21 protein-coding genes are annotated in these 24,729 nt (G+C 71.9%); 9 read left to right on the forward strand and 12 right to left on the reverse strand.

The window, feature by feature from the left end:
* Window positions 1-118: 118 nt before the first annotated feature.
* A complete protein-coding gene (locus POL72_RS25100; RefSeq protein ID WP_272098091.1) occupies window positions 119-787 on the forward strand; it encodes a DUF2293 domain-containing protein in 669 nt (222 codons plus the stop codon).
* A 27-nt stretch (window positions 788-814) separates the two neighbouring features.
* Here the strand turns inward: POL72_RS25100 and POL72_RS25105 are convergent, their stop codons facing one another.
* Window positions 815-1,432, reverse strand: coding sequence for an HAD family hydrolase (locus POL72_RS25105; RefSeq protein ID WP_373372241.1), 618 nt, complete (start codon window positions 1,430-1,432; stop codon window positions 815-817).
* Window positions 1,433-1,757: 325 nt separating this feature from the next.
* On the opposite strand from POL72_RS25105, the gene POL72_RS25110 reads away from it, so the two are divergent.
* Window positions 1,758-2,951: a vWA domain-containing protein gene (locus POL72_RS25110; RefSeq protein WP_272098093.1), complete on the forward strand. Its 1,194-nt coding sequence runs from the start codon at window positions 1,758-1,760 to the stop codon at window positions 2,949-2,951.
* Between the two features lie 93 nt (window positions 2,952-3,044).
* On the opposite strand, the gene POL72_RS25115 is transcribed toward POL72_RS25110, so the two are convergent.
* Complete coding sequence (locus POL72_RS25115; protein ID WP_272098094.1) at window positions 3,045-4,103, reverse strand: LNS2 domain-containing protein; 1,059 nt, start codon at window positions 4,101-4,103, stop codon at window positions 3,045-3,047.
* Here POL72_RS25115 and POL72_RS25120 point away from each other — a divergent pair.
* Entirely contained in the window at window positions 4,102-4,287 is a 186-nt protein-coding gene (locus POL72_RS25120; protein WP_272098095.1) for a hypothetical protein, read from the forward strand. The two genes, POL72_RS25115 and POL72_RS25120, sit on opposite strands and share 2 nt — an antisense overlap.
* Window positions 4,288-4,427: 140 nt before the next feature.
* On the opposite strand, the gene POL72_RS25125 is transcribed toward POL72_RS25120, so the two are convergent.
* The 5 genes from POL72_RS25125 to POL72_RS25145 all read right to left on the reverse strand — a co-directional run bounded on the left by POL72_RS25125 (window position 4,428) and on the right by POL72_RS25145 (window position 10,873).
* Window positions 4,428-5,597: an acyl-CoA dehydrogenase family protein gene (locus POL72_RS25125; protein ID WP_272098096.1), complete on the reverse strand. Its 1,170-nt coding sequence runs from the start codon at window positions 5,595-5,597 to the stop codon at window positions 4,428-4,430.
* 118 nt (window positions 5,598-5,715) lie between these two features.
* Window positions 5,716-7,173 carry a serpin family protein gene (locus tag POL72_RS25130; RefSeq protein ID WP_272098097.1) on the reverse strand — a complete coding sequence of 486 codons (1,458 nt, stop codon included), beginning with the start codon at window positions 7,171-7,173 and terminating at the stop codon, window positions 5,716-5,718.
* A 78-nt stretch (window positions 7,174-7,251) separates the two neighbouring features.
* Window positions 7,252-8,049, reverse strand: coding sequence for a hypothetical protein (locus POL72_RS25135; protein WP_272098098.1), 798 nt, complete (start codon window positions 8,047-8,049; stop codon window positions 7,252-7,254).
* 317 nt (window positions 8,050-8,366) lie between these two features.
* Window positions 8,367-9,074 (reverse strand): hypothetical protein, encoded by a 708-nt coding sequence (locus POL72_RS25140; RefSeq protein WP_272098099.1) that lies wholly within the window; start codon window positions 9,072-9,074, stop codon window positions 8,367-8,369.
* 107 nt (window positions 9,075-9,181) lie between these two features.
* Window positions 9,182-10,873 (reverse strand): aminotransferase class I/II-fold pyridoxal phosphate-dependent enzyme, encoded by a 1,692-nt coding sequence (locus POL72_RS25145; RefSeq protein ID WP_272098100.1) that lies wholly within the window; start codon window positions 10,871-10,873, stop codon window positions 9,182-9,184.
* Window positions 10,874-11,261: 388 nt separating this feature from the next.
* On the opposite strand from POL72_RS25145, the gene POL72_RS25150 reads away from it, so the two are divergent.
* The 4 genes from POL72_RS25150 (at window position 11,262) to POL72_RS25165 (ending at window position 15,878) form a co-directional block, all read left to right on the forward strand.
* The gene (locus tag POL72_RS25150) at window positions 11,262-12,623 is read left to right on the forward strand and encodes a sigma-54-dependent transcriptional regulator (protein ID WP_272098101.1); all 1,362 of its coding nucleotides are present in this window, start codon (window positions 11,262-11,264) and stop codon (window positions 12,621-12,623) included.
* A 220-nt stretch (window positions 12,624-12,843) separates the two neighbouring features.
* Entirely contained in the window at window positions 12,844-14,163 is a 1,320-nt protein-coding gene (locus POL72_RS25155) for a PhoH family protein (protein WP_272098102.1), read from the forward strand.
* An 81-nt stretch (window positions 14,164-14,244) separates the two neighbouring features.
* Complete coding sequence (locus POL72_RS25160) at window positions 14,245-15,354, forward strand: tyrosine/phenylalanine carboxypeptidase domain-containing protein (protein ID WP_272098103.1); 1,110 nt, start codon at window positions 14,245-14,247, stop codon at window positions 15,352-15,354.
* A 311-nt stretch (window positions 15,355-15,665) separates the two neighbouring features.
* Complete coding sequence (locus POL72_RS25165; protein WP_272098104.1) at window positions 15,666-15,878, forward strand: hypothetical protein; 213 nt, start codon at window positions 15,666-15,668, stop codon at window positions 15,876-15,878.
* A gap of 13 nt (window positions 15,879-15,891) precedes the next feature.
* Here POL72_RS25165 and POL72_RS25170 read toward each other — a convergent pair whose 3' ends face one another.
* The 4 genes from POL72_RS25170 to POL72_RS25185 all read right to left on the reverse strand — a co-directional run bounded on the left by POL72_RS25170 (window position 15,892) and on the right by POL72_RS25185 (window position 20,892).
* Window positions 15,892-18,069 (reverse strand): RecQ family ATP-dependent DNA helicase, encoded by a 2,178-nt coding sequence (locus POL72_RS25170; protein WP_272098105.1) that lies wholly within the window; start codon window positions 18,067-18,069, stop codon window positions 15,892-15,894.
* Window positions 18,070-18,162: 93 nt separating this feature from the next.
* Entirely contained in the window at window positions 18,163-18,855 is a 693-nt protein-coding gene (locus POL72_RS25175) for an oxidoreductase (protein WP_272098106.1), read from the reverse strand.
* Window positions 18,856-19,277: 422 nt separating this feature from the next.
* Window positions 19,278-19,820, reverse strand: a complete 543-nt coding sequence (locus POL72_RS25180; protein WP_272098107.1) for an NUDIX hydrolase — start codon at window positions 19,818-19,820, stop codon at window positions 19,278-19,280.
* 475 nt (window positions 19,821-20,295) lie between these two features.
* Window positions 20,296-20,892 carry an FxsA family protein gene (locus POL72_RS25185; RefSeq protein WP_272098108.1) on the reverse strand — a complete coding sequence of 199 codons (597 nt, stop codon included), beginning with the start codon at window positions 20,890-20,892 and terminating at the stop codon, window positions 20,296-20,298.
* 331 nt (window positions 20,893-21,223) lie between these two features.
* On the opposite strand from POL72_RS25185, the gene kamD reads away from it, so the two are divergent.
* Both kamD and kamE read left to right on the forward strand, forming a co-directional pair.
* Window positions 21,224-22,768, forward strand: coding sequence for a lysine 5,6-aminomutase subunit alpha (gene kamD / locus POL72_RS25190; protein ID WP_272098109.1), 1,545 nt, complete (start codon window positions 21,224-21,226; stop codon window positions 22,766-22,768).
* Window positions 22,769-23,053: 285 nt separating this feature from the next.
* Window positions 23,054-23,788, forward strand: coding sequence for a lysine 5,6-aminomutase subunit beta (kamE, locus tag POL72_RS25195; protein ID WP_272098110.1), 735 nt, complete (start codon window positions 23,054-23,056; stop codon window positions 23,786-23,788).
* 4 nt (window positions 23,789-23,792) lie between these two features.
* Here kamE and POL72_RS25200 read toward each other — a convergent pair whose 3' ends face one another.
* Window positions 23,793-24,578 (reverse strand): J domain-containing protein, encoded by a 786-nt coding sequence (locus tag POL72_RS25200; protein WP_272098111.1) that lies wholly within the window; start codon window positions 24,576-24,578, stop codon window positions 23,793-23,795.
* Window positions 24,579-24,729 lie beyond the last annotated feature (151 nt).

The raw sequence follows: 24,729 nt of genomic DNA on the forward strand, positions 1-24,729 counted from the left end.
CCTCGCTGGCGCGGAGCGTACCATCACCCGGCGGGGCCGCTTCGGCGCCGGGCGACGGAGGCGGCCGGCCGCCGCTGGACGCGCGGCATGACCTGGCCTAGCACGCCGCCGGTTCGCCATGCCCGAGTGCCTGACCCTGGCCCCGACCCCGGATCCCCGCCGCTTCCGCGCGCCCGACGGCGCGCTGCTCTCGCCGCCCGAAGGCTGGGCGTGCCTGCCCCCGGGCGACGCGGGACTCACCCGCCGGGTGAAGCTCGCGGGCCCATCCTGGATGGTGGTCGAGAAGCGCGGGAGGAAGACGTTCTCCCGGGGCCTCTGGGCGCCCGCCGCCACCATCGAGGCCGCCCGCGCCGCGCTCGAGGCCGAGCGCAGCACGCCTTCGTACGCGAAGAAGCGGGAGGCGGACGCCCGGCGGAGGGAGCGCGACCAGGAGGAGTACGTGCGCGAGTTCGAGGCCGCGGTGGCCGCGTTCCTCCGGTTCTCGCCGCGCTACGCGGCGCTCGCGCGGGCGGTCGCGACCAAGGTGACGCTGCACGCCACGCCGGTCGGCAGCGGCACCGTCGCCCGCACCGAGCGGATCCCGGTCGCCCAGCGCGCCGAGTCGGCCGTGATCGCCTGGATGCGGCACCAGACCACGGCCTACGACTCGATGGCCATCCCGCGCGTGAAGGGGATGCGCCGCGAGGTGCGGCGCGAGCTCGCGCAGATCTCCCGCGCCATCCTCGATCTCCATCGCGGCGACGCGCCGCACGCGGCCGCGTCGTGCCCGCTCTGCGCGGCGCTCTGACGCGCGGGGCGGAGCAGAGCGAGCGCGTTACCCGCCGAGCAGCCCCTCGCCGACCAGCCGCGCGCGCAGCCCCGCGGCCCCGTCGAACACGTGGGCGCGCATCCCGACGGCGGCCGCCGCCTCGCAGTTCTCCGCGCGATCGTCGACGAAGAGGCACTCGCCCGCGTCGACCCCGATGCGCGCCATGAGCCGATCGAAGAACTCGCGCGCCGGCTTGCGCACGCCCAGGTGATGGCTCGAATAGACGCCCTCGAACAGGACGTCGAGCGCGAACGCCTCGCGCACCTCCTCGACCCACACGGGGTAATTGCTCGCCACGAACCGGAGCGCGCGGCCCTCGAGCGACGCGACGATCTCCCGCACGCCGGGCAAGAAGCGATATCCCGCGCGGCGCACCCGGTTGAACGCGTCGAGGTCGAACGAGAACCCCTCCGCGCCTTCACGAAAGAACCGGCGAGCGAACTCGGCCTCATCGATCTCGCCGATCTCGAACGCGGGCCAGCACGTGGGGTCGCGATGCCTCGCAATCTCGGGGGGCGCGCCGCGCGCGGCGGGCGCGGCGGACCGGATCGCCGCGGCGAGCGCCTCCCGGTACGGGTCGTAAAGGACGGTATCCATCAGATCGAAACACACTGCGCGGACCATCAGGCGCGAACCGTAGCACCGGCACGCGCGCGTGTGCGCACACAGGTCACACGAGCGCACAGGCGTGCGGCCACACCGGTGAGTTGCGCTGAGGGCGCCGCGACGTGAGAGCGGCGTGGAAGCGGCCTGTAACAAAGACACAAAATTGATACGAACTTTGAGAAGGCGCATCTCGCAATGCGCTGCGCGATGGCTTATACTGGGTATGGGTGGCGAGTCCTCAGGAGCGTGGTCCGGCGATGCGCCGGCTCCTGAGGACACGTGTGGTTGGTCTGCTTTTCTACCGGCGCGCAGCGCCGGCACTTACTTAAAAAGGAGTCAGGCCATGAGATTGCCTGCTATGGGCATTGCCTTGTTCACGGTCGCCGTGGCCAGCGCGGCGTGCGGCGGCGGCGATGGCGACGAGAATCAGAGTGGCTCGGGCGCCGCGAACAGCTCGGGTAGCGGGAGCGGAGGCGACGACAGCGGCTTCGGTTCAGGAGGTGTGACCTCGGGCAGCGGCTCGGGCTCAGGCAACCCCAGCAGTGGCGCTGGCCCTTCGACCGGCGCCGGCGAGGCGTGCGCCACGCAAACGGCCCAGGCCGGGCTCCAGCCCGTGTACCTGGCAGTCGCGTTCGACGTGTCGGGCAGCATGGGGATGAACGATAGGCCCTCGCACAGCAAGGAGCTCAAGTGGGATCCCGTCGTCGCCGCGACCAAGCAGTTCTTCACGGATCCGGCGTCCGCGGGGCTCACCGCCTCGCTCACGTTCTTCCCCGGCGAGCGGCGGATGTGCGACGCCAGAACCTACGGCGCGCCGGACGTCGAGATGACGCCGCTGCCCTCCGAGGCGTTCGGTAAGGCGATCGACGACGTCACGCCCGCGACCGACGACGACTGGCGCACGAGCACGCCGACGGCGTTCGTTGTCGATGGGACGGTGACCTTCATCGAGCGGCAGCGCCAGGAGAGCCCCGGGAAGTACGCGCTCGTGCTCGTGACCGACGGCTACCCGCAGCGCTGCGGCGGGCAGGCGGACTCCATCGAGGCCGTCGTCGAGCGCGTCGAGGGGGCGCGCCAGGACAACATCCCGACCTACGTGATCGGGGTGGCGAACCCGCCGGAGGACGAGCCGGGGAACGTCGACAACCTGCGCGACATCGCCGCGGCGGGCGGCACGGGGCAGGCCTTCATCATCGAGACCGGCAACCCCGACGCGACCGCGACCGCGTTCAGGGCGGCCATCGACCAGATCCGCGGCGCTGCGGTGACGTGCAACGTCGCGATCCCGGCGGCGCCCGACGGGAGGACGTTCGACAAGCAGCGGGTGCGCGTGACGTACACGAGCGGAGGGGGCCAACCGAAGGCCGTCGCGTACGATCAGGAGTGCGCGAGCGACGACGCCTGGCGCTACGACAATCCATCGAACCCGTCGCAGATCGAGCTCTGCGAGAGCGTGTGTAACGCTATACAGTCCGATCCAGAGGCGTCCCTTGGCGTCGACTTCACCTGCGAGGACGTGATCGACATCCCGCAGTGATCCAGTGATCGGCGGCGGGGGCGCTCCCTGATGCGGGCGCGCCCGCCGCTGGCGTGGCGCGGGGCGCGCAGGCTCGCGTCGCGAGCGCGTCCTTCAGGGCGCGCAGGCGGCCTGTGGGCTGAAGAGCGCCCGGACGAGGCCCCGGTAGTCGTCGTGGGGCACGCCGCCGCGGAGATCGCCGCCGAGCTTGTAATAGTAGCACCGCGAGGGGGCGATCCCGGCGGCCGTGTACGTCGCCACGTCGCTCGGCATGTTGCCGAAGCCGAAGGAGGGCACGATGCCCGTGCGCGCCTTGAGCCATCCGAGCTCGATCGTCTTGTACTTCGCCGCCGCGCCGCCGAACGCGCCGGTGACTCCGATGGTGGTGTGGAGGATGCCCGGCGGGAAGCCCTGCTCTCGCAGCCAGACCCTCGTGCTTCCCACGAGCCACTCGGGGCGCGCGGTCACGTAGAAAAGGTAGATCCCGCTCTCGGCGAGGGCGCGCATCGCGTCCGCCGCGCCGGGGTGGGCGGCCGGCGGGGCGCCGCCGACCAGCTCGCTGACGACCGCCGCCTCGCTCGACGTGAGCGTCCCGTCGACGTCGGTCACGGCTACCTGCGCGCCTGGCGGGAGGACCTCGATGAACAGGTCCGCGCTCGTGGCGTCGCCGGCCACGGCGAGGTGGACGCGGTGCCGGCCGATCTCGAGGCGCCGGCCCGCGGCGAGGTCGATGTAGATGCGCCCGCCGGTGTCCGGGATCCCCTCCGTCGTCGCGTGCGGGTGGTCATCGTCGCTCGTCCGGAAGGTGCCGAGCCGCTCCCAGGCGCCGCTGCAGCCGCGGAGCAGATAGGCCTCGACGTCCTCATCCTCGAGATCGTCGTCCTGCGGCCCGTAAGCGAACTTCGCGATGGCCCACTGCGGCCCGTCGGCGCGCGCGAAGAGGTCGCGCCCGCGGTGGCGCGGCCACCCGGCCGCGACGAGGCGCGAGCGCGTGTGCCTGAACCCGCGCGGCAAGGCCTCCGGCGGCGGCGCGTCGCAGGCCGGACGGGCCGGGCAGGCGCCCGCCCGGGGCCGCGGCGGCGCGGGCGCATCGGGCTGCCGCGGGGCACCGGCGCAGGCGACGAACGAGACGGCGGCGAGGACCAGCGTAGCGAGCGGGGAGGGGCGCAACATGTCCACGTATACCGCGTTGGTCGTGAACGCGGTCGTGGTCGTGAACGCGGTCGTGGTCGTGAACGCGGTCGTGGTCGTGGTCGTGAACGTGGTCGTGAACGCGGTCGTGGTCGTGAACGTGGTCGTGGTCGTGGTCGTGGTCGTGGTCGTGGTCGTGGTCGTGGTCGTCCGCCGGCCGACGTGAATCGTGGGAGTTGAGAGCGGCGATCTCCGGGGGACGTTCACGTTCACGATCTAGCCGTCGACGACCACGACCACGACCACGACCGCGTTCACGACCACGTTGACGACCACGACCACGACCACGACGGTGATCGCTAAGGTTCAGGTCCAGAGGCCCGTCGGCTGCCCAAGGAGCGCGGCGCCGACCTGGCCGAACCAGCCCTCTGCGGCGGCGGCGTGCTGGGAGAAGGTGTGAATGTCCCGGAACCGCCGTTGCAGGGGCGACGCGTTCCGGGCGACTCCGCCTCCGCCCGCCTGATAGCAGGTGTCCACGGCACGGGCCGTCACCTCCGTCACCCACGCCAGGGCGCCCGAGATCCGCGGCGCCACCGCGAGGGCGGCGCCAGGGTTGTTCACGCACGCGGCCCAGAGCTCGTCCCCTATGTCGCGCAGCAGGGCGCGGGCGGCGCGGACGCTCGTCTCGGCGCGGCCGAGGTTCACCTGGAACAGCGGAGAGTCTGCCAGCTGGGCGCGCGCATACAGCCGCTTCTTGCCCGAGCTCGCGAGCGTCACGATGTCGTCGAGCGCCCCCTGGGCGATCCCCACCGCCACCGCTCCCATGTGGAGCGCGAAGTGCAGGACGGGCGCGACGAAGCCCGGCCCGGCCACCGACGGCTGGCCCCGGAAGATATCGAGGGTGTTCGCCTCGGGGCAGAAGGCCCCTTCCAGCGCGATATCGTGGCTGCCCGTGCCGCGCAGGCCGAGCACGGACCAGGTGTCGATGATGCGCGCCTCGCTCGCCGGGAACAGCATGCCCCGCATCTGGGGCGCCTCGCCGGCCGGGCCCATCCGCGGGCGGCCGCCGTCCATGATCACGCAGTTTCCGAACAGCCAGCTGGCGTGCTCGCAGCCGCTCGCGAAGCTCCAGCGCCCGGTGACCCGGTAGCCGCCGTCCGTCGCGTGGGCTTCGCCCTGCGCGTTGAAGCCGCCGCCGATGATCACGTCCGGCCCGCCGGCGTAGATGGCGTCGAAGCGCTCGCGCGGCAGGAGCGCGAAGAGGTGCGGGCTCTCCGAGCCGATCATCACGGTCCAGCCGGTGGCCCCGTCCGCCCGGGCGAGCGCCTCGAGGACGTCCATCCCCGTGCGCAGGTCGACCTCGTGGCCGCCGTGGCTCCTCGGCAGGAACATCCGGAAGCAACCCGCCGCCTTGAGCTGGCCGAGGAGATCCGCCGGGAGGCGCCGCGCCTCCTCGATCTCCGCGCTCCGTGAGGCGATCGCGGGGGCCAGGTCACGGACGGCATGCAGCACCTTCGCGGCGTCTTCGTTCTTCATCGCTCGCTCCTTGACATCGGGGGTTGGCGGACCCTGTGAAGGCCCGTCAAAACGCCTCATCGTACGGCGGTTCAGGAGCTCCGCGCGGACTTTCGGCCCCCCTCCGCCGGGAGCGACGTCATCGCGGGTCGGTCACGCGGCCCATGAACAGCACGGTGCCAGTCGCCACGTCGCGGATCAGGAACACGAACGGGTGATCCGCGCGGAACACCTGGGGCGGCGCCGGGGCTGAGCGTGTCGTCATGACGACCCCCGTGGCCGCGGCGGCTTCGGTCCCTTCCTCGTTGACCTCCACGAACGCCTTGTGGCGCACCTGGGAGATGTAGAGCGGCTCTGCCCTCGTGATCCCGGAGAAGTCGGCCTTCTTCTCGTCGAACGCGAGCGGCATCCCCAGCGCGCTCAGGGTCGCCGACAGCTCGAGCTCGGCGGTCATCTTGAAGCGCGGGAGCGCCACGTCGACCCGCGTCGGCTCGAGCGCCTCCACGTACGCCTTGAGCTGCCCCGCTGCCAGGCGCTGCTCCACCTGCGCCAGCCCGTCCACCTGCGCGGGCAGGACGACGACCATGGCCAGCCGGCGCTCGGGGCTCTGCGCCTCGTACGCGAGCTCCAGCACCGAGGCGTCAGCGGTCTTTCCAAAGCCCGCCAGGAGCGTCTTGCGCATCATCGGCACGGCCGGCGCCGTCCGGGGCTTGACCGTGAACGGCTCGTTCTTGGTGGCCTTCTTGTCGAAGGGCGTCACCCACTTCCCCTTGAAGTAGACCGCGTTCGTCAGGACGAGCCGCGTGAGGCCGGTGATGCTCCCGGCGGGCATCAGGTCCTTGATCTTCCCGTTCGTCTGCTGTTCGACCCATTGATTGATGCGCCCCCGCGCCGGCTCGCTCCCGCCCTTGAAGTCGACGAGCTCGATCCCTGCCCCGTAGTGCTGCTCGGTGGTGCTCTGGAACGCGGGCTCGATCGGCAGCCCGGCCTGGCCCCACAGCCGGTTGGCGATCCGGAGCTCGGGCCCCTTGGGCCCGGTCGCCAGCGCCAGCTCCTTGATGAGCCCGCCGAAGGCGGGATGGAGCGCCTCGGGCGGGAGGGTGAACTCGAGCGTCTTCGCCATCTGAGCCGCTGTCTCGCCGCGGGCGCCGGCGTAGGTCATGGCCAGCGCCGTCGAGATGCTCGCCGGCGAGAAGAAGAGCTTGTCTTTGGTCGCGGCGAGCTTGCCGTAGAGGCGCTGCGCGAACGCGGCGTTCGTGTCGGCGAGCGCCGTAGCCGGCGCCGCAGGATCCGGCTGCTGAGCGTCCGGCGGGGCGGGCTCGCTCGGCCCAGGGGCCGCCGCCCCGGAGGCCGGCTTCGTGCCGGGACAGACGTGCTCCCACCGGCACGCCCCGCCCTCGGCGCGCGCGCACTGCGGGGTGCCGGTGGAGCCATCGTCGCAGACGCGGGCGATCATCGCGAGGGGGCCGCAGTCGGCGGGCTGGCAAGCGGACGCGCTCGGGGCCGGCGCGGCCGGCGGGGCGCCGTCCCGGGCCTGACACCCGAGCCCCAGCAGCGTGCATAACGCGGTCGTGAAGAACGAGATCGGTCTGGCCATGGCGCTGAGGTACCAGCGCGCCAGGCCGGCGGGAAGCTCGACCGGAAGGCGGAGCGAGCGTGTGCTCCCGTCGCGCCGTCAGAAATTGTGGACGAACGTGAACCGGCCGGCGAGCTTCTTCCCGCCGATCTGGCTCTTCTCCTGCGTCTCGTAGCCGAGGTAAAGGAGCAGCTTGTTTCCCGTGCCGTAGTTCAGCCCGAGCACGCCGCCGACCTGCAGGCTGGCGAGGCCGCTCTCGTCGACGTCCACACCGGCGGTCGATGGATCGTCCTCGAGCGTGACCTCGTTGAGGTCGAGCGTGGCCTCGAGGTGCGGGCCGATGCCGAAGTCGTCGATGGGGTAGTAGAGCAGGAAGTCCCGTGTGTAGACGTAGTTCTGGACGCTCTCGTCGAACATGCTGGAGAACGACCCCAGGATCCACGACTCGAAGTAAACGGGCTTCGAGTCGACGAAGGTGAACAGCTGCGGGGCGACCAGCGCCGCCGGCTGCATCGTCGTGAAGTTGAACGAGAAGCCCACCATCGGGTTGAGGATGACAGGGCCCATCGTGAAGGCGGGGCCGATGTCGAACTCAGCGGTTCCCAGCGTGGTGAGGTAGATGTCGCTCGAGAGGCTGATGGGGCCGACCTGGTGCGTGGCGCCGGCCCAGAGCTGGAGACCGAGGCTGTCTGCGTCGAAGCGGAACCAGCTCGGGATCTGGCTCGCCTGCGGCTCCGGCGCGGCGGGCTCCGCCGCGGGCGTCGGCGCGGCCGCGGCCGCTGCGCCCGGATCAGCCGGGGGCGCAGCGGGATCCTGAGCCCAGGCGGCGGGCGACGCGAGCAACCCCACGACGCAAGCGAGCGCCGAGCAACTTCTCCGCATATCGTTCTCCATCATCGAATTGCCTCCTCTGCGCAGCACGAGGTGAAAGCAACATGAAACATGAGAGCAACATGAAACGTAACTGCAGTCGGTCGACACTAACGTAGTGCAGAGCAGTTAGGCAAAGCCGATGTGCATGGAGAGCCCCCGAGCGGCGCGCGGCCGCGTGGCCTGCCCGCGCGGGCGCACCTCGCTGCCTCGCTGGCCACAGGCGTCGATCGGGCAGGGGAGCGGCTCGAGCCGTCGGCGGCGCTGGACCGGGCGAGGTGTCGTTCGCCGAGGGCCGCGGGCGCGCAGGGGGAGAGGGGCCTGCGCCCTTCTTGAGAGGAGGATCACAGAGGGATGTACTGGATGCCCGCGGCCGCCCCGAGCGACGCCAGCGCGGCGACCCCGACGAGGAGCAGCGTCATCTTCAGCAGCGTCCCCTCGATCTGGTCGGCGACGAGGCCGTCGACGCCCTGGGAGAGCTCGTCCCGCACCTTCAGCAGGTCGATGCCGCCTGCCTGGTTGGCCTCGTTGCGGAAGCGCGCCAGCGTCAGCGTCTCGATGGTCCCGAGCAGCTGCGCCTCGATCTTGCGCCGCAGGAACCCCCGCACGCCGCCCCCTGTCGGCGCCGCCTGCACCCTGTGGATCACGGCGAGGCGAAGGCGCTTCACCGCCTCGTTGAGCGGGACGCGCTCCACCGCCTGCGCCACCCGCCCGCCGCGGGCGCCCGCCTCGGCCTGCTCGGAGACGCCGAGCAGCCGCTCGAACACGGAGGTCACGAGCATCCCGCCGAGGCGCTTCGCCCGCACGATCTGCAGGATGCCGGTGCCGAGCGCCCGCTTCCACGACAGCGTGAAGCCGATCACGGCGGAGAGCGCGAGCGCCGCGACGGCCGCCAGCGCCCCGCGCAGCGCCGAGCCGTCGGCCGCGATGGCGTACGAGGCCGCGGCGAGGACGAGGGCCAGGAACGACATGGCCGCGGCCGTCAGGAAGAAAGAGCGGAGCGCAGGGCCCAGCGCCCCGGCGACACCTTGCGCGAACGGTCGAAGATCCATGACCGCTCAGCTGACCACGCCCGCCGCGCGGCGAAAATGCCGAACGTGGCGGGCGCGCCTCGATCACGTCGAGCATGCCCGGAGGGCGCCGCTCCCGCCCGCCCGCCTCAGATGACGCCGAACTTCTTGCCGACCTTCTCGAACGCCTCGAGCGCGTGATCGAGGTGCTTGCGCTCGTGGGTCGCCATGTAGCTCGTCCGGAGCACCTGCTGCTTGGGCGGGACGCCCGGGGTGATGAACGGATTCACGTAGAGCGAGTAGTCGTCGAGGAGCGACTTCCACATCATCACGGTCTTGAGATCGTCGCGGATGTAGATGGGGATCACGGCCGTCTCCGTCTTGCCGAGCTCGAAGCCGAGCCGCTGCAGCTCCGTGCGCATGTACGTGAAGTTCTCGCGGAGCTTCTCCTGGCGCCAGGGCTCCTCCTGCATGACCTCGAGCGAGGCCATGGCGGCGGCAACGCAGGGCGGCGCGGCGCTCGCCGCGAAGAGGAAGCTATAGGCGAAATGCTGAATGTAATCGAGCACCTTTCGCTCGCCGACGAGCCAGCCGCCGATCGAGGCGAGCGACTTCGAGAAGGTGCCGCCGATGAGGTCGACCTCCTTCCCGAGGCCGAAGTGCGCGGCGGTGCCGCGGCCCCCCGGGCCGATGACGCCGAGCGCGTGGGCGTCGTCGACGAGGAGCCGCGCCTTGTGCTTCTTCACCACCTCGACGATGCCGGGCAGACTCGCGATCTCGCCCTGGGCGCTGAACACGCCGTCGGTGATCACGAGGGCGCCCTCGGTGTCGGCGATCTCGGAGAGCGCGCTGTCGAGCGCGGCGGGATCGCTGTGCTTGTAGCGCACCATCCGGGCGCCGGCCGCCTGCGCGAGCCGCACGCCGTCGTAGATGGAGGCGTGATCGTCCTTGTCGATCATCGCGACGCTCCGCTTGTTGCTGAGGAGCGCCGAGATGGTCGCGATGTTCACCTGATAGCCCGTCGTGAACACGAGCCCCGCCTCCTTGCCGTGGTAGGCGGCGAGCTTCTGCTCGAGCTCGTTGTGGAGGCGCATCGACCCGTTCACGAGCCGCGAGCCGGTCATGCTGGTGCCGTATTTGTCGATGGCGTTCCGCGCGGCTTCCCGCACCTTCGGGTGGGTCGTCAGCCCGAGGTAGTTGTTCGAGCCGAGCATGATCACGCTCCGGCCCTCGAGCTGCGCCTCGGGGCCGTTGTTGAAGTCGAGCGGGCGGAAGAAGGGGTAGACGCCCATGGCGCGGGCGTTGTCCGCGGTCATGAACTTGTAGGCCTTCTCGAACACGTCGCGCCCGCCGATCCGCGCCAGCGACGTCCGCGCCGCCATCTGGGTCGCGAGCTGCTGCTCGGCCGCCGCGGCCACGTAGGTGCCGGCGCCGTTCGAGCCCGCGCCGTTCGAGCCCACGCCGTTCACGTGCGGGCGGCTCGCCACCCCGCGCTCGCGCGGCGCCTCGCTGCTCGCCGTCTCCTCCACGACCGACAGCCCCGCGCCGCTCGCGGCGGGCGCGGCGGGCGCGGCGGGCCGACGAGCCGCCGCGCGCGACGGCGTCGCCCCGTGGACGCCGGCCTCGTCGTCGAGCGAGGGATCGATGTTCGGGAGCGCGTGCCCGTTGAGCAGGATGTCCCAGGCCTCCGCGGCCCGCTCCCTGGCGGCGCGCAGGCGGTTCTTCGCGTCCATGACCCCCGTGGCGAGCCGCATCACGCGATCGTTGCTGACGACACGGACGACCACGCCCGACGAGGTGAGCTTCTTTGCTTGGTCGACCAGACGATCCTTCATCCTCATGCCCTGGCTCCTCACGCGATCGAATTAAGGGGCGCGGTCCTGTCCGCGAAAGCCGCTCCGGCGTGCAGGATCGAGGCCTCTCGGGCCCCTGCTCGTTCCCTGCGCGTGTCGCCGCTAAAGCAGCCTGCGCGGGCCGCGTCAACTGCCACCGCCGCGTCGTCCTGGCGTGCCACGAGCGCCGCGGAGCGCCGTCGCCGCGCACGCGCATTCCGCGTCGCGCAGGGGCGTTCGCGTGGTGCGCGGCGACGTTCGCAGAGCTCGCCCGCCGGGGGGCCTGCGCGCGCTGCACCTGACTCCCAAACACCGCGGATGACAGGCCGCGGCAAGGGCAAAGGCGCAACTCGTTGCGGAGTGGTGCGCGCCGGTGTAGGAAAAGTTTTCAGGGTCTATGCGCCGTGTCCTAGTCGTTGACGACGAAGAAAACCTGCGCCTCGTGGTGCGCACGTTCCTCAAGCGGGACGGCTACGAGGTCGAGGCGGTCTCGAGCGGCGAGGAGGCGCTCGCGATGGTCGAGACGTTCGGGCCCGACGTCATCCTGACCGACGTCCGGATGCCCAGGATGGGCGGGCTCGACCTGCTGGCGACGCTGAAGGCCAAGGGCAACGAGGCCACGGTCATCGTGATGAGCGCCTACGGCAACGTCGACCTGGCGATCGAGGCGATGAAGGCGGGCGCCTACGATTACATCCAGAAGCCGTTCAAGGCCGAGGAGGTGCTGCTCACGCTCCGCAAGGCCGAGGAGCGGGAGGCGCTCCGCCGCGAGAACCGCGTCCTGCGCCAGGAGATCCGGCGGGAGAACCTCTTCGAGGAGCTCCTCGCGAAGAGCCCGCCGATGCAGGTGATCTTCAAGACGATCGCGAAGGTCGCCGACTACAAGACCACGGCGCTCATCACGGGAGAGAGCGGCGTCGGCAAGGAACTCGTGGCCCGGGCGATCCACAGGCGGTCGAGCCGCCGCGGCGGTCCGTTCGTCGCGGTCAACTGCGGCGCCATCCCGGAGAACCTGCTGGAGAGCGAGCTCTTCGGGTACAAGCGGGGCGCGTTCACCGACGCGGTGAACGACAGGGCGGGGCTGTTCGAGCAGGCGAACCACGGCACGCTGCTGCTCGACGAGATCGGCGAGCTGCCGCTCGCGCTTCAGGTGAAGCTGCTCCGGGTGCTCCAGGAGGAGACGCTCCGCCGGCTGGGGGACAGCAAGGACATCAAGGTCGACGTCCGCATCCTCGCCGCGACCCACCGCGACCTGATGGCCGAGACGCAGGCCGGCCGGTTCCGCGAGGACCTCTTCTACCGGATCAACGTGCTCCCCATCGCGATCCCGCCGCTCCGCGAGCGGCGGGAGGACATCCCGATCCTCATGGATCACTTCCTCGCGAGGAACAACGCGCGGTTCGGCATCAACATCCGCGGCTTCGAGCCCGAGGCGAGGCGGCTGCTCCTGGAGTACCGGTGGCCGGGCAACGTGCGGGAGCTGGAGAACACCGTCGAGCGCGCCATGGTGCTCTGCGAGGGCGAGCGCATCGGCGAGGCCGACCTGCCCGAGCGGATCCGCGAGGCGCGCGATCCGATCCAGATGCAGCTGACGAGCGGCGAGCTGTCGATCAAGAAGACGTCCCGCGTCATCGAGGAGATCCTCATCCGGCGCGCGCTCCAGAAGACGAAGGGCAACCGGACCAAGGCGGCCGAGGTGCTGGAGATCAGCCACCGGGCGCTGCTCTACAAGATCAAGGACTACCGGATCGATCTCTGACGACGGCGGGCCGACCGGGAGTCGACGGGGACGACGCGGACGGCGCGACGACCGTGGACGATGTTCCAGATCCGGCCGAGTCGAAGGTCGGTATTTCTCCAGATGTCCGCGAGAGGCTCGCGCCGATGCATGGGTCAACGCGTGACCGCAACCAAGCGCGGGCGGCACAACAGCTCTCTTGCGCCCGTCGCTTCAGGCGGCTACGTCGTCCCGCTCCCCCATGAAGAAGAATTACGTTCTCGACGCGAACGTCCTCCTCCACGATCCGCACGCGATCTTCAGGTTCGAGGACAACGACGTCATCATCCCGATCTACGCGATCGAGGAGATCGATCAGTTCAAGCGGGAGGGCTCCGAGCGCGGGCGCAACGCGAGGACGATCGCCCGGCTGCTCGACGAGGTCCGCGGCGCCGGGACGCTCGCGACCGGGGTGCTGCTCGAGAGCGGCGGCACGCTGCGGATCGCGATCCCGGAGCGGCGGCCGGAGCTGCTCGTGGGGCTGGAGTCCGGATCGCAGGACAGCGCCATCCTGCAGACGGCGATCGACATCCGCGATCGGCACAAGGATCGGCCGACCATCTTCGTGACGATGGACACGAACCTCCGGATCCGCGCCGACGCGCTCCGGATCCCGGCGGAGACGTACGAGAACCAGCGGGTGCACGACCCGGCCATCGAGCAGTCGGTGGTGGAGCTCGAGGTGCCCGGCTCCGAGGTCGACGCGTTCTTCCAGAACGGCTCTCTCTCCAGCGACAAGCTCGCGGATTTGTTGCCGAATTCGGCGGTGTTGCTCCGCGACGCGGGGGCGCCGAGCCACACGGCGCTCGGCCGGTTCGACGCGGCGCGCGGGCAGATCGTCGCCCTCCGCGTCGGGCGGGAGGGGGTGATGGGGGTCCGGCCGCGCAACAAGGAGCAGGCGTTCGCGCTGGACCTCCTGCTCGACGATTCGGTGCGGCTGATCACGCTGATCGGCAAGGCCGGGACGGGCAAGACGCTCCTTGCGCTCGCGGCGGCGCTGAAGCGGACGACCGAGGACAACGCCTACAGCCGGCTGCTCGTGAGCCGGCCGATCATGCCGCTGGGGCGCGATCTGGGCTTCCTTCCGGGCGACGTGGACGAGAAGCTGAACCCGTGGATGCAGCCGATCTTCGACAACCTCGAGTTCCTCTTCTCGAACGGCGGCACGAAGCCGGGGCGCGACGCGCGCGGCTTCGTGGAGCTCCTGGAGAGCGGGCGGATCCAGGTCGAGCCGCTCACCTACATCCGCGGGCGCAGCCTGCCGCACCAGTACCTCATCGTGGACGAGGCCCAGAACCTCACCCCGCACGAGGTGAAGACGATCATCACGCGGTGCGGCGAGGGGACCAAGATCGTGCTGACCGGCGATCCTCAGCAGATCGACAATCCGTACGTGGACCACGCGTCGAACGGCCTGCTCGTGGTGGCGGAGCGGTTCAGGCGCGAGCGCATCGCGGGTCACGTGGTGCTCGCCAAGGGCGAGCGCAGCGAGCTCGCGGAGCTCGCGGCGAACCTGCTCTGAGGCGAGCGGCGCCGGGCGCGCGGCGCTCTCACGGGGCGGGGGCGCGCGGGGCGGGGGCGCATTTGGAAGGAGCGGCGGGCCGTGGCGCGGCGTCATCGAGCTAGATCGGCCGAACGGCCGGCGCCTCCGGCGTGGGTGCCGGACGCGGATCGGCTCCTCGGCGCCGCGGCGCGGCGGATCCGCGTCGTCGGGTCGAGCACGCCGGTGAACCTCGTCGAGGAGCTCGCGCGGCTCGCCGCCTCCTGGGATCGGAGCGGCGGGGAGCTCCCGCGGTTCACCTACGCGCCTGCGCAGGACCACGGCGAGCTTCGAAAGGCGATGGAGGCGGCGGCCGAGCGGCTCGCGGGGCAAGGGGAGCTCGGCGCGGTCTACGCCGGCCGCGCGAGCGAGCTCGCCGCGGAGGCCGCGATCTGCGAGGCCGCGGGCGGGGCGGGGTGCTGGTCCGCCGCGCGCCGCCGCTACGCCGCGCGCGACGCGTTCGACGAGCAGGCGGACGCGCTCGCCGCGACATGGGTCGAGCAGGAGGCGGGCGCCGCGTCGAGCGACGAGGAGCGGGTGCGGAGCGACGACGCGCGCTCGCCCTGGTCGCTCCTGTCGCGGATGCGCCGCGAGATCGGGGCGCGGCGCTTGCCCCTCCGGGTCGTGATCGCCGACATCGCGCCGCTCGCCGCGACGGGCGACGGGGTGATCCAGGTCGCGCGGGGGCGCATGCTCACGCGCGACGACGTCGAGCGCACGGTGCTCCACGAGATCGAGGGGCACGCGGCGCCGAGCGTGCGCGCTGCGGCGCTCCCGCTCGGGATCTTCGCGATCGGGACCGCGAACGGGGGCGACGATCAGGAGGGCTGGGCGCTCGCGCGCGAGCGCGCCGCGGGGTACCTGGTCGGCGCCCGCCGGATCGAGCTCGGGCTGCGCCACCTCGCCGCGCGGAGCGTCGAGCGCGGCGCGGGCTTCGTCGAGACAGCGCGGCTGCTCGAGGCGCGCGGCGCGCGCTCCACGGGGGACGCCCTGCGCATCGCGGCGCGCGTCCACCGGGGCGGCGGCCTCGCGCGGGAGGTCGTCTACCTGCCGGCGCTGCTGCGGGTCGAGGCGCTGCTCGTGGAGCAGCCAGCGCTGGGGCCGGTGCTCGCCTCGGGCCGGGTCTCGGTGGGCGCAGCGGCGTCGCTTTCGTCCTGGGCGAGGGAGAGGTGATGGTCCGCGGCTGCCCAGCTCGACTGGGAGCATGGGAAGCCGGGAAGAAAAGTCCGATCCTCGCTGAACTTCGTGCCTTCCTGGGAAGCCGATCCCATGAAATGAAGGCATCGCGGGCCGGGTGAGGGGGCGGGCGAGAAAGGGGGCTGCGTGAAGGGAAGGATCACTCCAGCCGTGCGAGCGCGGCATGGAACGCGCTTGACGTGGTGTCCGGCGGGCGGGCTGCGCCGCGCGTGCGCTCGCATCCGCGCGGCGTGCGGCGGCGGTCCTGGGAGCGCGCGGCGCGGACGGGCCGGCGGGCGGAGGCGGGCATGAACTCGAAGAAGGCCATGGAGAGGGAATCCAGACGGCCGCCGAGGGGAGGCGAGGCCCCGACGGTGGTCCTCAAGGGGGACCTCCATGTCCTGGATCTCGGCGCGGGCCTGATGCTCGACGTGTTCATCAACGTCGAGGGGCGCCTGACGACCTTCGTCAGCCTGGATGGCCAGCTCATCGCGGAGCTCCGCGTCGCGGGCCTCGCCTGAGGTCCCGGGCCGATCAGGGGCCCGAGAACTCCCGGACGACGCGGAGGATGCCCTCCCCGTAGCTCGAGATCTTCGCCTGCCCCATGCCGCGCGCGAGCGCGAGGTCGTCGAGCGACGCGGGCCGGATCCGCGCGATCTCCCGGAGCGTCCGGTCGTGCGCGATGACGTAGGCGGGCAGCGACTTCTCCTTGGCGAGCGCGGCCCTGTGGGCGCGGAGCGCCTCGAACAGCGGCACGTCGCGCTCCTCGAGCTCGACGCCGGGCTCCGCCTGCGCGCGCGAGGCCGGCAGGGGGGCGCCCGGCGCGGGGCGCGCCGCGTCGTCGCGGGTCGCTGCGGACGCGAACGCCTGCGGGGCCGGCTGCGCGCGCGCCCGCGTGGAGGGCGCGGCCGCCGGCGGGCGCGCGGCGGGCGACGCGCCCGGCGCCGCGCGGCGCGGCCGCCGGCGCGCGGCGGGGACCGGGAGCCGCACCCGCGTGGGCACCTCTCCGCGCATCACGCGCCAGCCGGCCGGCGTGATGAGGGGGACGGGGAACTCGCCGGTCGTGAGATCGATCCAGGCGTTGGCGAGCAGCGCGCGGAGGATCGACATGGCCTCGTCGTGGCTCTTCCGCTCGAGGACGCCGAACGTCGAGAGCCGGTCGAGCCCCATGCGGCGGACGCGCTCGTTCGACTCGCCGACGAGCATCGACGCGACCGCCTGCATCCCGGCGCCGCCCTTCACCCGCGCGACGCCGGCGAGCGCCCGGCGCACGAGGTCGTTGTCCCGGGCGAGCGCGGCCGGGTCGCTCGCCTCGAGGGCGTCGACCTCCAGGCAGACGTCGCAGTGGCCGCAGCCGCCGAGCGACTCCGCCTCGTCGCCGAAGTAGCGGAGGATGAAGTCGTGCCGGCACGTCGCGGCGTCGACGTAGCGGAGCAGCTCTCGGAACAGCCCCCAGGCGCGCGCGGCGTCGTCGGCGTTCGCCTCGACGCCCCCCTCGCCGAGCTGGCAGAGCCGGCGGCGCAGCGCGATGTCCGCGGGCGCGAACAAGAGGAGGCCGCGGGCCGGGTCGCCGTCGCGCCCGGCGCGGCCGACCTCCTGGTAGTAGGCCTCGATCGACGACGGCGGCTGGGCGTGCACCACGAGCCGGACGTCGGGGCGATCGATCCCCATGCCGAAGGCGTTCGTGGCCACGACAACGGAGAGGCTGCGATCGGCGAAGCCCGCCGAGAGGCGCGCGCGGGACTCGGGGGCGAGCCCGGCGTGGTACGCCTCCGCGTTCCAGCCTGCATCGCGGAGCGCCTCGGCGAGGCGCTCGGCTCCCTTGCGGGTGGCGGCGTAGACGATGCCGGCCCCGCGGGGCCGCCCGGGATCGCCGAGGGCCTCCAGCAGCGCGCGCGCCGTGCGGCGCCCGGCCTCGCGCGGGCCGTCGACCGCCGAGACCTGCAGGTGGAGGTTGGGCCGGGCGAAGCCGCGCAGGATCACCTTGGGCGGCGGCTCTTCGGCGCCGCGCCCGCGCCCGCTCACCGCGTCGCCGTCGTCCGCGCCCTCGGGCGCGGGCAGCGGCCAGCCGAGCCGGCGGATGATCTCGTCGCGCGCGTCGGGGGTCGCCGTCGCGGTGCAGGCGAGGACCCGGGGCGGCCGGAGCCGCGCGAGCGCGGCGCCGATGCGCAGGTAGTCGGGCCGGAAGTCGTGCCCCCACTGGACGATGCAGTGCGCCTCGTCGACGGCGACGAGCGAGAGCCGGCTCGCGGCGAGCGCCTCGAGGAACCCGTCGAGGGCGAGGCGCTCGGGCGCGGCGTAGACGAGCTTGTACTCGCCGCGGCGGAGGGCGGCGAGGCGGCGGCCGTTCTCGTCGCGCGCGAGGCTGGACGCGATGAACGTCGCCGGGATGCGGCGCGCCTCGAGGGCGCGGACCTGATCTTCCATCAGGGAGATGAGCGGGCTCAGGACGAGCGTCGTGCCGGGCAGGGCGACGGCCGGGAGCTGGTAGCAGAGCGATTTGCCGCCGCCGGTCGGGGCGACCACGAGGACGCGGCCCGCGCCCCCGAGCAGGGCCTCGATCGCCTCGCGCTGCCACGGCCGGAACGCGGCGATGCCGAACCGCTCCGCGAGCACGGCGTCGAGCGACGGGGGCGGGCTCTCCGGCGGGCGCAGCGAGGAGGGGGCGAGGCGCTCGGTCACGATCGGCGAGGGGCGTTCAGCGAGGACCATGGCGGCGTCGTCGAGCGAGCGCCGTGCCTGCCGCGAGCCCTAGCATTTTCGCGCGCATGCGTCGCCCGGTGGGTGGCGGCGCCATGGCGGCGATCAGGCCTGGACGACGCCGATGCCCTTGGCGAGCGCTTCCATGTCGTCGAAGTGATAGACGTGGCGACCGTTGCGCCCGCCGAGCGCCGCGGCGACCATCGCGCCGGCGACGGTCCTCGCGTCGATGGGCCGGTACCTGCGCAGGCCGCCCTTCATCGTGAACCGGAGCGTCTGCGCCGCCGCGACGCCGATGGCCTCGCCCTTCCTGACCTCGCCCCGCTCGCCGAGGAGCAGGCTCGGCCTGAGGACGTGGACCGCCGCGAAGCTCGCCGCCGAGAGCTCCTGCTCGAGCTCGCCCTTCACGCGCAGGTAGAAGCTGGTCGAGCGCGGGTCGGCGCCCACGGAGGAGACCAGGACGAACTGCTTCACCCCCGCCTTCTCGGCGAGCCTGGCGATGGTGATGGGGTAGCGATAATCGATCTCGTAGAAGGCCTCTTCGGAGCCGGCCTTGGCGATCGTCGTCCCGAGCGCACAGAACACGTCGCTCACGCCGGCGAAGTCCGCGCCTTCGAGCCGGTCGAAGTCGACGATGCGCTGGGAGAGCCGCGCGTCCTCGATCGGGGCCGGGCGGCGGAGCAGGGCGACGACCTTCGTGTACGCTGGCTGTTGCACGAGGAGGCGCAGGCAGTGGCCGCCGACGAGGCCCGTTCCTCCCACGATGAGAGCTGTCTTGTCGACCGTCATGTCTTCCATGTCCGTGCGGAATCACCCGCGGAGAGCGCCGCCGCGGGGATCCACAGCCGTACCACGCAGCGTAACGCAAGCGGCGCGCGAACCATAGCGGCCGGCCGTGCGCGGCGCGAGCGGACCGACGGCGCGGCTCCCCCACGCTTCCTTTCCTGGTGTGTCCGGGCGCTACATGCTCTGTCCTTGGCCAGTCACGCGCCAGTCACGCGCCGCGCTGAGCCACGCGCCGCGCTCGCCCGGAGCAGCATAGACGGACGACCGCAGGGCTTCATCGAGCTGCTGGCTCTGGAGATGGCCGTACGCTGAAGGGGGGATGATCGCACATCTCCTGTGATCCCGCGGGCGCCTCTCGGAGCGAGCGTGCGAGATGGGCCTTGAGCGGGCCGCCCGCCTCCTGCGTCTCAGCGGCGCGGGGCCCGCGCGGCGCCTCACGTGAGCTGCGCGCTGGTGACCTTCTGCGAGCGCTTCGTGCGCTGGGCCTGCGAGCGCTTCGCGCGCTGGGCATGGAAGGCCTTGACCGCCATCGGGATGACCAGCTCCCGGTGCTTGGGTACCAGGTTGTTCGGCAGCTGCTCGACTGGCCACCAGGTGCCCGTGGCCGGGACCTCGGCGAGCTTCGCCTGATGGACCCGGGAGAGCATCCAGCCGCGCGTGGCGGCCGAGAAGTAATCGCCGACGAACGTGAAGTCGGAGATCGTCATCCCGACCCGGTGGAGGACGTGCTCGGGCTGCTCGCCCGGCGAGAGGACGCTGCCGGGGCAGCACCACTCTCCAGGGCCTGCCGCCGACGCTCCGCGCCGTGTCAGGAGCACCTCGAGGGCGCCAGAGTCCGCGTTCCTCCGGAGGCACACGGCGTCCGCGGCGAGGTGGATGGGGAGTCGGGAAAGAGCGTTGATGAGCGAGCTGCCGAGCGGCTCCCGTGGATCGACGTACCCGAGGAGCCAGCTGGCCATCGACTTGATGAGCCTCATCTGGGCACCCTCCGCGAGGGCGCGCGGCTGGGCCGCTGGAGCACCGCCCGCCGGGCGTTCAGGCGAGCGCGTCGGCGCTGCTCAGGGCTGGACGTCGTGCCGGGGTCGCTCTTCGCGCTGCCGCCGGGGCGGCGCGGTCGGGGCGATGGGATCGAGGTTCGAGTTGGATCTTTCATAGGAGGTTGCTGCGTTGGTGTGGTTGTGCGTTGTTGCGTCATGTTGCGCAGGTTCAGATCTTCATGTCGTTTCTCCTGGGATGTCGGGCTGCGCCGACGACGTTGAAGAGCCTACAATGCGCTCTGTTTCTTTGTCGTTTCAGTCGTGCAGCTCGGACGTGAATCATTGTCCTGCGTCGTTGCTCGCTGTCTCGCCGAGCTCCTGACGCCGGTGTTCGGGTGTCGTGCGTGAGAGTCGCTGGTGATCCGGGCAGCGCGAGCGCGCATGCGTTCGCCGGGGCATCGATGACATCGAGGTGTCAGCCGGGCAGTCGTCGCGTCGTCCGCGCTGGCCCGCCGGCCTCATCCTCCTCGGCCCCCTCGGTCACCTCCGCCTCGACGTCGATGACCTGCCATGACGCCGGTCGACCGCGGGACGCGCCAGCGCGCCCGTCGGCGCGCTCGCCGAACGGCCCGCCGCTCAGGTCGATGACCCTCATGCTGAAGAACGCGCCGTTGCCGGGGCCGTCCACGCCGATGCCGGCGGCGCTCGCCGCGGCCACCCGCCGCTCGAACCGCTCCCGCACCGCCGCTGCGATCCGGCGGCGCACCGGCGGGATCAGGAGCATGAGCCCTGCCACGTCGGTCAGCACCCCCGGCGTGATGAGCAGCGCCGCCCCGAGGAGCGCGAGGAGCCCTCCCGTGAGCCCCTCGTCCGGGACGCGGCCCGCCGCCAGCGCGCCGCGCCACGAGGCGAGCACCTTGAGCCCCTCGCGCTTCGCGAGCGCTGCGCCGAGGATCGCCGTCCCGAGCGCGATCGCCACGGTGGGCCAGAAGCCGATGACGTCGCCGATCGACAGGAGGAGCCAGAGCTCCAGGATCGGGAGCGCCGTGAAGAGCAGGATGAGCTTGCCCATGACCCCCGTCGTCTAGCGCCGCCCGCCGCGCCGCGCACGCGTGGGGCCGCCCGCCGCGCCGCGCACGCGTGGGGCCGCCCGCCGCGCCGCGCACGCGTGGGGCCGCCCGCCGCGCCGCGCACGCGTGGGGCCGCCCGCCGCCGGCCTCGCTGCCGAGCGCCGTCATCGCGCACCGCGGCACGCCGCCATCGCGCACCGCCCCGCGCCGTCATCCGCCGCCAGGAGTCCCACGAGGCCGGCTGCTCCACTGTTCCATGCTCCGCCATGGATCCTGCGCCGGAGTACCGGCCGCGGTGAGAGTGCGCTAAGAGCGCTTGCCCCGGAGAAATCCATGACGACTGTCCCCGTGGAGCAGGAAAAGGTGGAGGCGTGCCGCGCGTTTGCCGCCGACATCGCCGACGAGGTGCAGCGCTTCATCGACCGCCACACCACGGTCGGCGTCGAGCGCACCGTCGCCCGCGCCTACGGCGTGGTCGGCGCCGACGCCGAGGGGACGCCGCTCGTGAACGCGCTCGTCGATCGCATCCACAGGGCGGGGCAAGCCGGCCGCGGCGTCGCCTACCACCTGGGCCGGGCGCTCTGCGAGGGCGCCGGCTCGGTGCAGGAGGCCGCGGAGATGCTGGCGTTCAGCGAGGCGGCCGACCTCGGCGCGGGGCCGTCCGCGGCCGAGGCGCGCGGCGCGCTCGAGGCCGCGACGCGGGAGGCGATCGCCCGGATCGACAGGGCCCGCGACGAGCGCGAGGCCAACAAGGCGGCGCACCGGGTCGGCGTCGCGCCGCTCAAGTACGTCATCGTCGCGACGGGCAACATCTACGACGACGCCGTGCAGGCCAAGGCCGCCGGGTTCGCCGGCGCCGACATCGTCGCCGTGATCCGCGCGACCGCCCAGTCGCTCCTCGACTACGTCCCGGAGGGGCCGACCACCGAGGGATACGGCGGCACCTACGCGACGCAGGAGAACTTCAGGATCATCCGCCGCGCCGCCGACGAGGCGACCCGCGACACCGGCACCTACCTCGCGCAGACGAACTACTCGTCCGGCCTCTGCATGAGCGAGATCGCCTGGATGGCGGCGGTGGAGCGGCTCGACATGCTGCTCAACGACGCGATGTACGGGATCCTGTTCCGCGACATCAACATGCAGCGGACGTTCATCGATCAGTATTTCTCCCGGAGGATCATCGCGAGGAGCGGTATCGTCATCAACACGGGAGAGGACAACTACCTCACGACCGCCGATGCGGTCGAGAAGGCCCATACGGTGCTCGCGTCGCAGTTCATCAACGAGGCGTTCGCGCGGCGCGCGGGCCTCCGCGAGGAGCAGATGGGCCTCGGCCACGCCTTCGAGATCGACCCCTGGCTCGAGGACAGCCTCCTCTTCGAGCTCGCCCAGGCCCAGCTCGTCCGGCAGATCTTCGACCGGCACCCGATCAAGTGGATGCCGCCCACCAAGTTCAAGACAGGCGACATCTTCCACAGCCACGTCCACGACGCGATGTTCAACCTGGTCGGGATCACGACCGGCCAGTCGATCGAGCTGCTCGGGATGTTCAGCGAGGCGGTCCACACACCGCTCCTCATGGACCGGTATCTCTCGCTGAAGAGCGCCCGCTACATCTTCACGGCGGCGCGGCACCTCGGCGACGAGATCCAATGGAAGCCGGGCGGCATCGTCGAGCGGCGCGCCCGCGAGGTCCTCGACAAGGCGCATGAGCTGCTGCGGGAGGTCGAGCAGGAGACTGTCTGGGACGCCATCGGGCGCGGCGCGTTCGGCGACGTCAAGCGCACGCGCACCGGGGGGAAGGGGTACTCGGGGGTCGTCGCGCGCCACCCGGAGTACCTGAACCCGATCCTCGAGGTCCTGGAGCGGCCGTAGGCCCGTCCTGCTGCGCCGTTCCGGTCGGAGGGCCCTCGGGCTGGGGGCGCGCCGAGAAGGACGGGATTCCCGGGACAACTCTCCGACAGGGCCGGAGCGTCAGCGCGCCGGACGACATTCTTCCTGACTTGGCATCTTCCGTGCGCCGAAGCATGGCATGAAGCATGGAAGCATGGAAGAAGCGCGCTCTCTCCCCCTCGATCGCGCTGGCCGCGCGACGCCGCATGGCGCTACTGTCAACGATGGATGGGCTCTTCTGGCCCACCGCTGTAGACAGAGGTGAGCATGACACTGCGAAACATCCTGCGTGCGTATGGCGACCGAGAGGGGGACGGGATGGTCCAGATGTCGTTCACGCTCCGCGTCCTGCCGGGCGACCGCGCGCGCGAGGCGGCGAAGCGCTTTGCCGAGTCGCACGGCCTGCGCGAGCCGCTGGTCACGGCGATGGAGCAAGCCAGCCGGGAGCACACGTATTTCGTCGTTTACGGGCACTCCCAGCACGGGGTCGACCTCTCGGACATCGAGGTCGAGGAGCTCGCCGCACAGCCGCTCACGCGGGACGACATCGAGGCGCAGGCGAAGAAGCTCGGCCGCAAGATCGTGGTCGTCGGGGCGTGCACCGGCAGCGACGCGCACACGGTCGGCATCGACGCGATCCTGAACTACAAGGGGTTCGCCGGCGAGAAGGGGCTCGAGAGCTTCAAGTGCTTCGACGCCCACAACCTGGGCGCCCAGGTCGAGAACGCCGAGCTCTGCGAGAAGGCCAAGGCGCTCGGCGCGGACGCGATCCTGGTCTCGCAGGTGATCACCCAGCGCAACTGCCACAAGGAGAACGCGGCGGCGCTCGTCGAGCTGGCGACGCGCCAGGGCTTCCGGGACAAGGTGATCCTGCTGCTCGGCGGCCCGCGCATCGATCACAACCTGGCCGTCGAGCTCGGCTTCGACGCCGGGTTCGGCCCGGGCACGAAGCCGATCACCGTGGCGTCGTTCCTGATCGAGCGCCTCGTGGGCCGGGCGTAGGCGGTCAGGCGACGAGCAGGTGGTAGGCGGCCGAGAGCTCGGCGAACCGCGCGGTGCGCTGGGCGCCGTCGCCGGCCTGCGCCGCGGCGCGGTCGGGGTGCAGCGACGCGGCCAGGCGGCGGAAGGCGCGGCGGATATCGGCCTCGGTCGCGCCCTCGCGCAGGCCCAGCGCCTCGAGCGCCCGGCGGCGCGGCTCGTCCGCGCGAGCGGCGCGCGGCGGAGCGCTCCGCGGCGGCGCGCTCGCAGGCCCGCCGTGCGCGGCGCGCGCGGACGAGCCGCGCCGCTGCCGATCCCGCGCGCGCGGGCGGCCGTGGAGGAAATCGCTCGGAGAGAGCGGGCCGGTCTGCCGCAGCGACCCGGCGAGGGGCCTCGCCGTGTGGAAGCAGATGGTCGCCTCCTCGATGCTGAACAGCGCCTCGAGGCGCTCTCGGAGCTGGATCCGGAGCGCGCGGTCGACCGCGCTCGCCGGGATGAGCCCCGCCGCCACGAGCACCTCGCCGGTCCGGCGCCCCCGGTGCGCGGCGACGAGCGCGGCGAGCCGCTGGATCGACGGCTCGGGTGCGGAGCCCTCCTTCGCGAGGATCTCGCCGAGGCGGGGCACGCGGAGCGGCGTCTCGACGGCCGTCACGAGGCCGGAGAAGAGCTGGATCCGGTGCTGGCGGCCCGGCACCGTCGAGCCGCTCGGCGTCCGGAGCTCGCAGAGCTCCAGGAGCCCGGTGGTCTTCTCGCGGTGCAGCGCGCCGAGCAGGTCTCCCAGGGTCGACGTGGAAAGGCGGCTGGGCAGTTGCATCGAAGGCGGCGTTATCACTGCCGCGCTCGATCGGCCAAAGAAGCGGCGCAGGCGCTCGGGCGCGCGGACGTCTCCCTCGCCGGACGGGCCCGCTCGCGCGCACCGTCACCGTCGCTCGGCCATCGCTCGGCCATTGCGTGGCCTTCGCTCG

The sequence above is a fragment of the Sorangium aterium genome (assembly GCF_028368935.1).
Taxonomy (GTDB): Bacteria; Myxococcota_A; Polyangia; order Polyangiales; family Polyangiaceae; genus Sorangium; species Sorangium atrum.